At 58.6% G+C, this 12825-nt stretch carries 15 protein-coding genes; 1 reads left to right on the top strand and 14 read right to left on the bottom strand.

All coding sequences use genetic code 11. The features are described from left to right. Positions 1–37: 37 nt before the first annotated feature. A complete protein-coding gene (gene udk, locus HMPREF0372_RS04285) occupies positions 38–655 on the bottom strand; it encodes a uridine kinase (protein WP_007489291.1) in 618 nt (205 codons plus the stop codon). 75 nt (positions 656–730) lie between these two features. Then, the gene (selD, locus tag HMPREF0372_RS04280) at positions 731–1774 is read right to left on the bottom strand and encodes a selenide, water dikinase SelD (protein WP_080567994.1); all 1044 of its coding nucleotides are present in this window, start codon (positions 1772–1774) and stop codon (positions 731–733) included. Positions 1775–1902: 128 nt separating this feature from the next. Between selD and HMPREF0372_RS04275 the strand changes: the two genes are divergently transcribed. Then, positions 1903–2193, top strand: a complete 291-nt coding sequence (locus HMPREF0372_RS04275; protein WP_007489287.1) for a P-loop domain-containing protein — start codon at positions 1903–1905, stop codon at positions 2191–2193. A gap of 16 nt (positions 2194–2209) precedes the next feature. Here the strand turns inward: HMPREF0372_RS04275 and HMPREF0372_RS04270 are convergent, their stop codons facing one another. The 12 genes from HMPREF0372_RS04270 to fliP are packed head-to-tail and all read right to left on the bottom strand — an operon-like array spanning position 2210 to position 12822. Next, positions 2210–3496, bottom strand: coding sequence for an EAL and HDOD domain-containing protein (locus HMPREF0372_RS04270; protein WP_007489285.1), 1287 nt, complete (start codon positions 3494–3496; stop codon positions 2210–2212). Beyond that, positions 3493–4434, bottom strand: a complete 942-nt coding sequence (locus HMPREF0372_RS04265) for a chemotaxis protein (protein ID WP_007489284.1) — start codon at positions 4432–4434, stop codon at positions 3493–3495. The genes HMPREF0372_RS04270 and HMPREF0372_RS04265 overlap by 4 nt, the downstream gene beginning before the upstream one ends. 40 nt (positions 4435–4474) lie before the next feature. Beyond that, on the bottom strand, positions 4475–4957 hold the full coding sequence (locus HMPREF0372_RS04260) for a chemotaxis protein CheD (protein WP_007489283.1): 483 nt from the start codon (positions 4955–4957) through the stop codon (positions 4475–4477). Continuing rightward, the gene (locus tag HMPREF0372_RS04255) at positions 4950–5570 is read right to left on the bottom strand and encodes a chemotaxis protein CheC (protein WP_007489282.1); all 621 of its coding nucleotides are present in this window, start codon (positions 5568–5570) and stop codon (positions 4950–4952) included. Before HMPREF0372_RS04255 ends, HMPREF0372_RS04260 begins: the two co-directional genes overlap by 8 nt. A gap of 13 nt (positions 5571–5583) precedes the next feature. Then, entirely contained in the window at positions 5584–6315 is a 732-nt protein-coding gene (locus HMPREF0372_RS04250; RefSeq protein WP_007489281.1) for a flagellar hook-basal body protein, read from the bottom strand. A 16-nt stretch (positions 6316–6331) separates the two neighbouring features. After that, complete coding sequence (locus tag HMPREF0372_RS04245; protein WP_007489280.1) at positions 6332–7084, bottom strand: flagellar hook-basal body protein; 753 nt, start codon at positions 7082–7084, stop codon at positions 6332–6334. Positions 7085–7109: 25 nt separating this feature from the next. Next, on the bottom strand, positions 7110–7913 hold the full coding sequence (locus HMPREF0372_RS04240; protein WP_226907603.1) for a sigma-70 family RNA polymerase sigma factor: 804 nt from the start codon (positions 7911–7913) through the stop codon (positions 7110–7112). Positions 7914–7933: 20 nt separating this feature from the next. After that, the gene (flhA, locus tag HMPREF0372_RS04235; RefSeq protein ID WP_007489277.1) at positions 7934–10021 is read right to left on the bottom strand and encodes a flagellar biosynthesis protein FlhA; all 2088 of its coding nucleotides are present in this window, start codon (positions 10019–10021) and stop codon (positions 7934–7936) included. Positions 10022–10050: 29 nt separating this feature from the next. Continuing rightward, positions 10051–11115: a flagellar biosynthesis protein FlhB gene (gene flhB / locus HMPREF0372_RS04230; protein ID WP_021633388.1), complete on the bottom strand. Its 1065-nt coding sequence runs from the start codon at positions 11113–11115 to the stop codon at positions 10051–10053. Between the two features lie 7 nt (positions 11116–11122). Continuing rightward, entirely contained in the window at positions 11123–11893 is a 771-nt protein-coding gene (locus HMPREF0372_RS04225; RefSeq protein WP_007489273.1) for a flagellar biosynthetic protein FliR, read from the bottom strand. Between the two features lie 11 nt (positions 11894–11904). Then, complete coding sequence (locus tag HMPREF0372_RS04220; protein WP_007489271.1) at positions 11905–12150, bottom strand: flagellar biosynthetic protein FliQ; 246 nt, start codon at positions 12148–12150, stop codon at positions 11905–11907. A 12-nt stretch (positions 12151–12162) separates the two neighbouring features. Beyond that, positions 12163–12822, bottom strand: a complete 660-nt coding sequence (gene fliP / locus HMPREF0372_RS04215) for a flagellar type III secretion system pore protein FliP (protein ID WP_007489270.1) — start codon at positions 12820–12822, stop codon at positions 12163–12165. Positions 12823–12825 lie beyond the last annotated feature (3 nt).

Here is a 12825-nt window from a genome sequence, read left to right as displayed (position 1 = left end):
CGTGCCGCCAAACCGGCGGCACGGCCCCTCTCTGCTCTTATTCCTGCTCCATATGGCTCTTGACCCGCTGGATGATCATATCCAGGGCCACCGCGTTTTTGCCGCCCTCCGGCACAATGAGGTCGGCGTAGCGCTTGGAGGGCTCCACAAACTGCTCGTGCATGGGCTTGACGGTGGTGAGGTACTGCTGCACCACCGAGTCCAGAGAGCGCCCCCGCTTTTTCACATCCCGCATGATGCGGCGGAGGATGCGCACATCCGCGTCGGTGTCCACAAAGAGCTTGATGTCCATCAGCTCCCGCAGGGCGGGGTCCACGAAGATCAGAATCCCCTCCACCAGAATCACCCGGGCGGGCCGCACCTCCACCGTCTCCGCCGCCCGGTTGTGCACGGTGTAGTCGTAGGTGGGACTGTGAACAGCCTCCCCACGCCGCAGCGCCTGGAGGTCGGCGATCAACAGCTCCGTGTCGAAGGCGTCCGGGTGGTCGTAGTTGAGCCTGCACCGCTCCTCATAGGGCATGTCGTCGTGCTGCTTGTAGTAGTTGTCGTGGTAGAGGATCGACACGTCCTCCCCAAAGTGCTCCTTCAGCCGCAGGGTGAGGGTGGTCTTGCCCGACCCGGTTCCCCCCGCGATGCCGATAATCATGGTTTCCATGCTTCCGCCCCCCTGTTTTTTCTACAGTATAACACAGGGCGGCGGGAGGTACAAGCCTCCCGCCGCCCTGTCCGGCTAGGGTTTGAGCACAATGCGCCGCGGGCCCCGGGGGCGCACCCGCCCGACGGCGGCGGCGGTCACCCCCGCGTCCGCCAGGCGGCGCAGCAGCTCCGCCCCCCGCTCCTCCGCAATGGCCAGGAGCAGGCCGCCGGAGGTCTGGGGGTCGTAGAGGCAGTCCAGCACCGCCTGGGGGAAGGTCCCCGCCGTCTCCACCTCCGGCCCGGCAAACTCCAGATTGCGGTAGGCCCCCGCCGGGATGATGCCGTCCCGGGCCAGCTCCAGGGCCTGGGGCACGATGGGCACCCGCCCCGGCCAGAGCTCGATGGTGCACCCGGCCCCCTCCGCCATCTCCCTGGCGTGGCCGATCAGGCCGAAGCCCGTCACATCGGTGCAGGCGCTGGGCCGCAGGGGCACGGCCGCCCGGGCCGCGTCCCGGTTGAGCGCCGCCATCAGATCCGTCATCGCCCGGTACTCCGCCCCGCTCAGCAGCTCCGCCTTGGCGGCGGTGGTCAGGATGCCGGTACCCAGGGGCTTGGTGAGCACCAGCAGATCCCCCTCCCTGGCCCCCCGGTTGGTCAGTACCGCTCCGGGGTGGACCAGGCCGCTGACGCACAGGCCGTACTTGGGCTCCGCGTCCTCGATGCTGTGGCCGCCTGCGGTCACTGCGCCAGCCTCCGCCACCTTGGCCGCGCCCCCCTCCAGGATGGCCCCCACCGCTTCCCGCGGCAGGCAGGAGGGGACGGCCAGCAGATTCATGGCCAGCCTGGGCTCGCCCCCCATGGCGTACACGTCGGAGAGGGCGTTGGCCGCCGCGATCTGCCCAAAGTCATAGGGGTCGTCCACCACCGGCGGGAAGAAATCCACCGTCTGGATCAGCGCCAGCTCATCCGTGAGGCGGTACACCGCGGCGTCATCGCTGGAGTCGTAGCCCACCAGCAGGTTGGGCTCAAGCGTCCGGGGCAGCCCGGACAAAATCTGTTGCAGGACACCCGGTCCCAGCTTGGCCCCTCACCCACCGGCCGTGGTCATGGCGGTCAGGCGCAGCTTCTCATACGGCATAGACTCACCCCCTCTCTTTTTTATAGTGTACCACAGCCTCCAGGCAAAAGGCAACCATACCGCGCCGCACCCCCCTCCCCCTCCACGCATACGCTGGAGTGAGAAACTAGAGACTTGGAGGGTCATTTATGCAAGCGGAAGCAAAGGTTTGTTTTTATCTGGGCGCCAATTCCCCCACCGGCTTCTACTCCCTGTACGACCAGCTGCTTGAGCCCGAGCAGGCCGAAACCATCTACATATTGAAGGGCGGGCCGGGCTGCGGCAAGTCCTCCCTGATGCGCCGGGTGGCCCAGGCCATGGAGGAGAAGGGGGCTTCGGTGGAGTACATCGCCTGCTCCGGCGACCCGGACTCCCTGGACGCGGTGGTGTTCCCCGCCCTGAACACCGCCATTGTGGACGGTACCGCTCCTCATGGCTGAGCAACAGAAGGATACTTTAGGTATCTATCTTTGTGTCATCGGTTATCTGTCCCTGCACCGGCCGGTTCATTTCGATCCAAACCCGGTTTACCTCTTCCATACAGGTAAAATAGAGACTGGTCAGCAGATTCGTAGGAATTCCAAGCTCTCCGGTCAGTCTATCAATCTTTTCCCAATCCGCATGTTCATAGCTCAGGGCCAGATCGTACAGCATTCCAGCCCGGCCGGTATGCTGTAAAAGGGCCTCCTTAGCCTCCGCACACAGAGGAATGGGCTTCAGAATCTCCGCCAGCGGAGCATCAATGAGATAATTCAGGGTAGAAAACATCCCCATTAAGTAGGCATCCGGCTTGGAGATCGGCATATCCTTTGCGTAGTTCATCAGCTTGCTACAGAAGTTGGCCCGCATGAACGACATTCTGAGAAACTCCTCCGCGCCCTCCTCCATCTGATTCTCGGCATTGCTGGCGCTCAGCAGGTAGACCCATTGACGCAGTTCGCTCAGGCCCATAGTCATGATCGCCTGGCGTACGCTGGTTACCCGGTGGCGGAGCGCATAATAGCAGGAGTTTGCCATCCGCAGCAGGCCATAGGTCAGCGTAGCATCTACGGAAATAATCTGCTCAATCTCCTCCACATCCGGCTCGTCCCGCGTCATCGCCACCATTAGGCGGAAGAAGTTGCTCTGCAAATATCCGCTGCTGTGGGTCTGTGTGGTCAGCTTTTCCGCCACATAGGGGCCCTCCAGGGCATCCACCCCCAGCTTGACGGCCTTCTGGTAGGTTTCCTCCCGGTCAATCCCCACGGCGATACACTGCTTTTTCATGCTGTGGGCGATGTCGATGATGTTTTTCAGCGTCAGCTCCGGCGTGGTCTGGATGTTCAGCTTAATGTAGTCGATCCGGTCCAGGATTCCCAGATAGCGCGGGGCAAACTGGAATTCATTGACCGCCACCTGATAGCCCTCTTTTGCATACTGCTGCACCATATGCATGGCCAGGGGATGAATGATAACGCTGTCGTCAATCTGGATCACCAGCTCCCCCTTGTCAAAGAGGTGGGGCGTTTTTTTCATCAGAAGCGTGGTGGTGAAGGTCATAAAATTCAGTGAGCCGCGCAGCAGCTTATCGGTATTCATGGTGAGGAAATTGTAAATGGTGTCCGCTGCGGCAAAGTCGTTCTCCCTGACGTTTTTGCCGTTGTCGCCAAAGGCCTGGTTTTCCCCATGGTACTGGATCTCATAGCCGATGATCTTATTTGCCTGGTCTTTGATGGGCTGACGAACGATATATTTGCTGCTCATGCCTGTCCTGCCTCCCGCTTCCGTCTGCTGCGCTCCAAAAGATGGTCCACAATTCCGATCAAATGCCCGATTTCCGGCTTGCTCAACTGCTCATCCGCACCGACCTCTTTGCCCTTGCGGCGCATCTCCTCTGTAATCAGGGAGGAGAAAATGATCACTGGAATGGCCTGTAGCTCTTTATCCTCCTTGATCCGCTTGGTGAGGTTATGGCCGTCCATCTGGGGCATCTCCAGGTCGGTAATCACAATAGAAACCTGTCCGGTGGGGCCCCCGCCGTCCTTACACGCCTGCAGCGCCTCCCACAGCTCTGCGCCGTTTTGGAACATGCGCAGGTTGGTATACCCCGCCTTAGTCAGCGCGGTACGGATCATCTGGGACAGCAGGATGGAGTCCTCCGCGACCCAGACCGGCTCGCTTCGCTTCTCCCGCTTACCCATAGCATCCACCTCACTGAGCTGGATACCGGTCTCCGGCGCAATCTCGGCCACAATCTTTTCAAAATCCAGAATCGTGACCAAGTCCTTGCCGCACTGAGCGATTCCGGTGGCAACCCCGTCTGCGCCCCCGGAAACCGTGTTGTCCGGCTTCTGGATGTCCCGCCACGAGATACGGCTGATCCCCACTACCGTATGGACGCGGAAGGCAATGTGCATTTTATTGAAATTGGTGATAATGAAGAGATCCTTTTCCCCTTTGGGTTCGGTATGTCCACTGAGATACTCCGGCAGATCCACCACGGTAATCACGATGTCCCGGGGTTTAAAAATCCCTTCCACTGCCGGGTGGGCATGGGGCATTGGGTGCACCGGCGCCGACAGCATAATCTCACGCACCTTGGCCACATTGATCCCGTAGAGATTTCCGTCAATGGTAAACTCCATGATCTCAATCTCGTTTGTCCCCGTCTCCAATAAAATTCCGTCTTTGTTGTTTTCCATGACCCATTCCCCCACTTTCAGATTGTTCTATTCCTACCGGCTAAAAAATGAGCTCCGGCTTTCCGTAGCAGCGGACACAGCCTTGTCCGGTGGCCGCGTCAAAGAGCAGGGTCCGGGCCACCGTGCCGCCTACATCCTCCTGTAGCAGCCGGACGCCCTCTGTACGCAGCGTCATATGGACGCTTTCAATATTCCGCTGTCCAATATTGCCCAGATTTCCACCGCCGGCTACCTCAAACATGCGGGCTCCGCCGGCAATTTTGGCTGTAACCCGCGCCCGTTTGGCGCCTCGCCGCTCCATTTCCCGCAGCGTCTCCCGGATGCCGGTATCCGCATACTTGAGCGGGGACTTCCGCCCCGTCTCCAGATTCAGGGGCAGCATGATGTGGAGCAGGGCGGCCAGCTTGAGCATGGGATCATAGAAGCAGATTCCAATGCAGGAGCCCAGGGCGTAAGTCACCAGCATCCCACTGCCCTGCGCCATTTTCATGTCGGCGATCCCAACCACCAGCTTGTCATTCATCCAAAACACCCAGCTTCCGCAGCAGGAAATTGAGGGAACGCACGTCAGGTGACAGCAGGAGGCGGCAGGGCACGCTGTGCTTTTCGCAGATGAAATTGGTGCCGATGGTCATAATGTAATCCGACTGTCCTCCAAACTCCGCCATGGGCACCGTAATAATCGCCCCCTGCATGTCCACAGCAAAGCCAGGCACCGATGGCTGAATCGTTACCCCAGCCAATCCAGAGAGGGCGTTGACGAAGGTGGAGATCATGATGTTGCCCACCTCTACCAGGGCTGAGCGGTCCAGCTCCGAGAGCTGCCCATATTCGCAAACCGTCCGGTTCATCATGCGGCCCAGCACCTGATTGATAAAGTCCATCTGCTGTACCGAGAGCATAATACCGTTAATTTCCCCGCCCAGACGCACCAGCACACCGGCCGTGATCACCTCCGGCCCGCCGATCCAGTCGATAGCCTCGTTGTAACCGAGGATGCGCACCTCCGGCATTTCAATGCGCACCTCACACTGGAGCAGGCTGGAGAGGGCCGTCGCCGCGTTGCCCGTCCCGATGCTGCCGATCTCCCGGAGCGTATCCAGTTCCAGGCCGCTGAGTTCATTAAAATTTTTCACGTATTTTCCCTGCCTATCCGTTTGTCAGGTTGTTGACCGTCGTCTCGATTTCGTCCGCTGTCTGCATCATGCGCAGGACATAGCTGTATGTCCGCTGGGCCTCAATCACCTTTCCCATCTCAGAAGCCAAGTCCACATTGGAGCTCTCCAGATAGCCCTGGCGCACCTCCGAGGGGCTCATCCACACCGCACCGTTTTTCTCCGTGGTCACAAACCGGCCGCTGCCCACATGCTGAAGGCCGTCCAGGTATTGAATGGTAAACACGCCCACAGGCTGGCGCGCCTCAGCGTCCGTCACCACAATGGGATAGCCGTTGGTGTCCAGAACCTGCCGGCCCTCTCCATCCGCCAGATAGTAAAGCGTATCCGTTGTTCCGTCCTCCTTTGTCTGCTGAAACGAGGACAGGGCGAAGGAGCCGTCCCGGGTGTAGGAAATCTCTCCGGTATCCGGGTCATACAGGGCGAAAAAGCCGTCGCCCACAATGGCGTAATCCTGCTTGCGCCCCGTCTCCTCCAGCGCTGCGGAGCGGAAATCCGTGATGGTGGACACCATGCGGGTACCGCTGCCCTTGGGGAGCTGCTGGCCGTCGATACCGTCTACCATCCGGTACATTAGAGCCTCAAAGGCGGGCTTCTCCGCCCGGAATCCAAAGGTGTTCGCGTTGGCCATATTATTGCCCTGGACTCCCATGCGCTCCATTTGCTGCTGCGCGCCCACCGTGGCGGTATAAAAAGCCTGAAGCATCGTTCTCCTCCTCTGCTTATAAGCGTCCCAGCTCTGTTGTCGCCTTGGTCAGCACGCCGTCATAGAGCTTCAGCACCTGTGCGGCGCTCTGAAGCGCCCGCTGGGCCGTCATCATATCGCTCATCTCCTGGAGCATGTCCACGTTGGCATTCTCCACCCATTTCCAGTGGAGCTTCGCCTGGGAGGGAGCCGGCGCCTGCCCATTCGCACCGAACAGGCCGCTCTCATTTTTCTCCAGCTGCCCGTTGTCCGCAAAGGCGTACAGACCCAGTCGGCCCACATAGCCGCCGCCCTCTGTATAGAGGTTCCCTGCCTGATCGGCCCGGATACGGTCGGTGGCCAGATAGATTGGTTGTCCATCCGCCCCCAGAACCCGCCCATGGGCGGGCAGGCAGAGATAGCCCTCCCCATCCAGAGAAAAGCTGCCGCTGCGGGTGTACTCGACGCCCTGAGCCGTTTGGATGGCGAAAAAGCCATCCCCTTCGATGGCGAAGTCGAGCGTCAGCCCCGTCTCCTCCAGGCTTCCCTGGCTATAGTCCACATAGAGCTGACTGGGGGCCAGGATATAGCTCTCCTCACCGATCACGGTGGGGCTGCTTTTGTCCTTATTGCCCACCCGGCTGATCAGCACTTCCTGGAAGGTGCTGTCCGTATACTGCTCCGCCTTATACCCGGAGGTGGAGAGATTCGTCATGTTGTTGGCAACCGTGTCCAGCCGGCGGCTCTGGGACAGGATGCCGGAGGTCAGGTTGTAAAACCCTTTTGTCATATGGCCTTCTCCCTTCTGCTGTGTACTACGCTCCTATGTACTGCTTCATGTAGGCCTGGAGCCGCTGAATGGCCCGGTTATGGATTTGTGAAATACGCGGCGCGCTGACCCCAAGGACCTGTGCAATCTCCTTCATGGTCAGCTCTTTTTCATAATACAGGGAGAGCACCAGCCGCTCATTCTCCCGCAGGGAGGCGATTCCCCGGCGCAGCACCTCGTGCAGCTCCTTTTGCTGATAAGCATCCTCCGGCGGATTGCCGGACAGTGCCTTGCCGGTTACATTCCCATAGGTGTCCAAAAGCACCTCGAAAGACATCAGGTTGGAAAACGCCGTTTCAGAGAGGAGCTCCTCATAGTCCTTCTGGCTGAGCTTCAGGTAGTCTGCCATCTCCTGATCGCTGGGGGTATGGCCCAGCTCTATGGACAGCTCCTCAGCCGCCCGCTTCAGCCGGGTGGCCTTCTGCCGGACCCTCCGCGGAATCCAGTCCTGCTTGCGTACCAGGTCGATCACCATTCCCCGCAGCCGCTTTGCGATGTACGCCTCGAACTTGACCTCCTTTTCGGGGTCATACTTGTCCACAGCGCTGAGCAGAACCAAAATTCCCTCATGGATCACATCATCCAGCTGGGTAAACCCGCTGAACAGCCCGCAGGTCTGAATCGCAATCCGGCGTACCAGATCGGTATACCGCAGCACCAGGGCCCACTTCAGCTCCATATCCCCCGTCTCCTTGTAGCGCAGCAGAAGGGTCTGATTGTCCATCTGGTCGACCGCCTGCTGACCTCCGCTGGGGGCTAGGGCCGTTTCCATCTGTTTTAACTTATTCATGCAGATACCCTTCCCCATCTCTATGCACGCTTTTCCTGCGGCTGAAGTGTAATGTTGCCAATGGCCTGTATCTGCACATTGCTCGTGATTTCATTAAAGGAGAGCACATAGATGTCGGGATAGAACGTGGCGAGCATACGGCTGAGATAGACACGGATAATCTGGCTGGTCAGCAGAATGGGCGTTTGGGAGAGCTCCTCAAATTTCTTCCGCAGCTCTCCCACCTGCTGTACGATCTGCTGCACAATATCAGGGCTGAGCGCCAGATAGACGCCGTGCTCGTTCTTGGTCAGGGCGGCCAGTACCTTCTTTTCCAGCTCCGCGTCCAGCGTCACTACCCGAAGCTGCCCATTTTCGCAGAACTTCCGGGTAATGGTCCGTCCCAATGCACCGCGCACCTGTTCGGTGATCATGTCGATATCATGGGTCGTGGTACTGGCCTCCACCACCGCCTCCAGAATGGCCGCCAGATCCCGGATGGGGATGCCCTCCCGCAGCAGGCTGCGCAGGATCTTTTCCAGGTTGGCGTAGGAGATGACGTTGGGGATCACATCGGCCACCAGCTCCGGCTCCGTCTTTTTCAGATTCTCCACAAGCTGCAAGGTCTCCGAGCGGTTGAGCAGCTCATAGGCATGCTTTTTGATCGTCTCCGACAGGTGGGTAAGCATAACGGTCAGGGGTGTGATAACCGTATACCCGTAGATCTCCGCCATTTCCTTGTTCTCCGGCAAAATCCAGCGGGAGGGGATGCCGTAGGCCGGCTCCACCGTCTCAATCCCGTCAATCGTTCCCGCCGGATTGGACGGCTCCAGGGCCAGATAATAGTCCACCAGAATCTCTCCCCGGGCCACCTCCTCCCCCCGGATTTTGATCACATACTGGTTGGTTCCCAGCGCCGCGCCGTCGTGGAGGCGGATGGAGGGGATGACAAAGCCCATATCCTGGGCATACTGCCGGCGGAATATCACAATGCGGCTGATCAGCTTGCCGCCGCTTTTCTCATCCACCAACGGGATCAGGCTGTAGCCGAATTCCATCTCGATCGGCTCCACCGCCAGGAGGGAATAGACATTGTTGATGTCCTTGAAGTAATCGGTTTCGCTGGCCGCCTGAAGCTCCGGGGCGGCTGCCGCCTCCGGGGCGGGCTGTTCCTCCAGTGCCTTCTGCTCAGTGAGCTTCCGGTCGCTCAAGAAGCCGCCAATACCCAGGCCGCAGCCCACCAGCAGGAGCGGCGCCGTGGGAGCACCGGGCACCAGCCCCAGCAGCGCTAAAATAATGCCGGTGGCCAGGATCGCCCTGGGCTGGGCCTTAAACTGTCCCAGCACGTCGCTGTTCAGGCTGCCGTCCGACACGGAACGGGTGACGATCATACCGGTAGCGGTGGAGATCATCAGAGCCGGGAGCTGGGACACCAGACCATCGCCGATGGTGGCGATGGAATACTGGTTCAAAACCGTAGCCAGATCTCCGCCGCCCTGCACGATGCCGATAATTAAGCCTGCCACAAAGTTGATGACCGTAATAATCAGCGACATGACGGCGTCGCCCTTGACGATCTTGGTTGCGCCGTCCATGGCGCCGTAGAAGTCGGCCTCCTTCTGGATCTTATAACGCCGCAGCCGGGCTTCCTTCTCGTCAATAAGGCCGGAGCTCAAATCCGCATCGATGGCCATCTGCTTTCCGGGCATGGCGTCCAGCGTGAAGCGGGCGGCCACCTCGGAGACGCGCTCCGCTCCTTTGGTGATCACAATAAATTGCACCAGTACAATGATTAAGAAAATCAAAATTCCGATGACAATATTCCCCTGGGTAATCAGCGTACCGAAGGATTTGATTACCATACCCGCATCGCCGCCCTCGGAGAGGATCAGGCGTGTGGAGGATACGTTGAGGCCCAGGCGGAACAGGGTCGTTATCAGCAGCAGGGAGGGGAAGATAGAGAACTCCAGCGCCTCCGAGATGCTCATGGTGATCATCAAAATCATGATGGAAATGGCAATGTTCAGTACAATCAGGATGTCCAGCGCCTGCTTGGGCAGCGGCACCACCAGAAAGAGAACGATGATCACGACCAGCAGCGATATGGAGTTGTTCAGTATCCGTCTCATAGCTCTCCAAGGCTCCTACTTTCTCGCCGCTACTTCAGCTTTTCATCCATGCGGTAGAGGTACACCAGCACCTCCGCCACGGCGTTATACAGCTCCGGCGGGATCTCCCGATTCAGCTCCGCCGTGGCATACAGCGCCCTGGCCAGCGGTACATTTTCAATAATGGCGATGTGATGCTCCTCCGCCTTGCGCACAATGCGTCCGGCCAGCTCGTCCTGTCCCTTTGCCAGGACAATGGGCGCCCCATCCGTCTCAGGGTGGTAGCGCAGCGCCACTGCAAAGTGCGTCGGGTTTCGGATAACCACATCTGCCTTTGGCACCTGCTGCATCATACGGGATTGGGCCATCCTGCGCTGCACTTCTTTGATCTTTCCCTTGACCTGGGGATCGCCTTCCATCTGTTTGTATTCCTCTTTGATCTCCTGTTTGGACATGCGCAACTGCCGCTCATAGTCCCACCACTGGTAAAACACGTCCGCGCCGGCCAGCACCACAAAGGCTATGGCGATCTGCATCACCATCTGGAAGCCCTCATCCACCAGATGGGCGCAGGCAACGGCCAGATCGGTGTGGAGATATTTCGTAAAGGTATCTACAATTCCCACCAGGAACTGATAGATCAGGAACAGCAGAACCGTTATCTTTAAAATCCCCTTCAGCGCCTCAATGACGCTGCGCAGTGAAAACAGGCGCTTGATCCCCTGCAGGGGGTTAATCCGGCTGAACTTTGGCTTCAGCGCCTCCCCGGAAACCAGCAGCTTGGTCTGGAAAAAGGTCGCCGCCACCGCTACCACCGCCGTAGTGGCCAGCAACGGTCCCGCCGCAAACAGAAAGGTCTTCAGCATCTCCAGCACCAGGCCGCTCAGGTTGTCCTGCAATCCAGTGTGCGCCGCGCCGGCCACAAGCCCCATAGCGTACTGCAAAAAGCGGTAAATCTGCTCCACCATTGGCGTGGCAGTCAGCTTGAGTACAAAAAAGCTGGCCAGCAGCACCGCCACGGAAACTGCATCGTTGCTGAAAAAGACATTACCCTTTTTTCGCTCGTCTCTCCGCTTTTTAGGGGTTGCTTTTTCGGTTTTTGAACTGTCTGCCAAAGCCTTCTCACGCTCCCCCTATCAGGCGCAGTATCCGCCCCAGCTCCGAGAGCATGCCGCTCTCCAGCTCCAGCAGGAATTCGTTGATCGGCGTCAAGAGCAGAAAGAACAAAAGCAGCCCGATGATCACCTTCAGCTCGATATTGATGACAAAGGCGTTGATTTGCGGGATCGCCTTCATCAGCACCCCCATGCCTACCTCTCCCAGCAGCTCCGCTGCCAGGATCGGCATAGCCAGCTTTACCGCCAGGAGCATACAGGCGAGAAACAGCTCAATGACATAGGCGTAGACTCCATCGCCAAGGGCGGCAGCGCCATAAGGAACCAGCTCACCGGAGGTGGTCAGCAGGCGCATCAGGGTATAGTGTCCATTCTCCGCAAAGAAGTCCAGAATCAGCAGGATATTGAGCAGTGATGCAGTCACCGACAGGTTGGCCTGGCTGCTGGCGTCGTAGATCTGCGCCATTGTCATACCCATCTGTGTGTCGATCACCTCTCCGCCGATCTGGACAACGGAAAACACCACCCGCATTACGAATCCCAGAACCAGGCCGATTCCCAGCTCCAGCAGAAGGCGAAACGCCAGCTCCACCAGGGTATCCGGCTGCGGCACCCCCGTCCCGGCCGTCCCAAAAACCAGAATGGAGAGCACCAGCGCCATACCGGTCTTGACCATGGCCGGGAGATTGGAGCGTCCCAGCAGCGGGTTAAACAGGAGAAAGCCCGACATGCGCATAAAAATCAGTTCAAAGAGATAGAGCTGTGCCCAATCGACCATGTCCCACACCCTTACATCAGCGTAAACAGATACCGGCTGAAATCCAGCAGCGTCTCCAGCATCCATCCACCGCCCACCAGAAGTACAGCCACCACCACGATCATCTTGAGGATAAACGAGAGGGACTGCTCATGGATCTGGGTTACCGCCTGAAAAATGGCGACCAGAATACCGACCAGCATGCTCAGAATCAGGAGCGGTGCGCCAATCCGAAGCGCGACGCCCACCCCTTCCCGCAAAATGTCAACTACTTCCATATTCGGATTCTCCTATCGGAAGCTCTGCACCAGGGTCGAGAACAGCAGCTCCCACCCATTCAGGGCGATAAACAGCAGCAGCTTGAACGGCATGGAGATCATACTGGGCGGAAGCATAATCATGCCCATGGACATCAGCGTGGAGGCCACGATTACATCAATCAGGACAAACGGGATGTACAGGTAAAATCCAATCAGGAAGGCATGCTTCAGCTCACTTGTCATAAAGGCCGGAACCAAAACCCGCAGCGGCAGCTCCGCGGCCGATGCCGCAGACGGCGTATCCAGTCCTGCCAGATCGCAGTAGAGCTTGAGCGAGCTCTCCTCCACCTGGCCTGCCATAAACTCCTTCAGGGGTTTCTCCGCCCGCTGCAAAAATTCCTCCTGGGTAATCTCCTCCGCAATATATGGCTCGTATGCGGTGGTCTGGATCTCACTGATGACCGGAGACATGGTAAACAGCGTGAGAAACAGGGCGATGCCCACGAGGACCATATTAGGTGGATTCTGTTGCAGCCCCATGGCCGAGCGCAGAAAGGAGAAGGAGATAATGTACCTGGTAAAGGAGGTCATCATCACAACTGCGGAGGGCAGCAGGGTCAACAGGGTGGTCAGAAACAGGATCTGAAGGGTCTGTACGTTCTCGCCATTTACATTGATCAGCGCATCCACCGG

It is taken from the genome of Flavonifractor plautii ATCC 29863 (genome assembly GCF_000239295.1).
Lineage (GTDB): Bacteria > Bacillota > Clostridia > Oscillospirales > Oscillospiraceae > Flavonifractor > Flavonifractor plautii.
The sequence above is the reverse complement of the archived record's forward strand: the minus strand, read 5'-3'. Positions and strand labels throughout refer to the sequence as shown.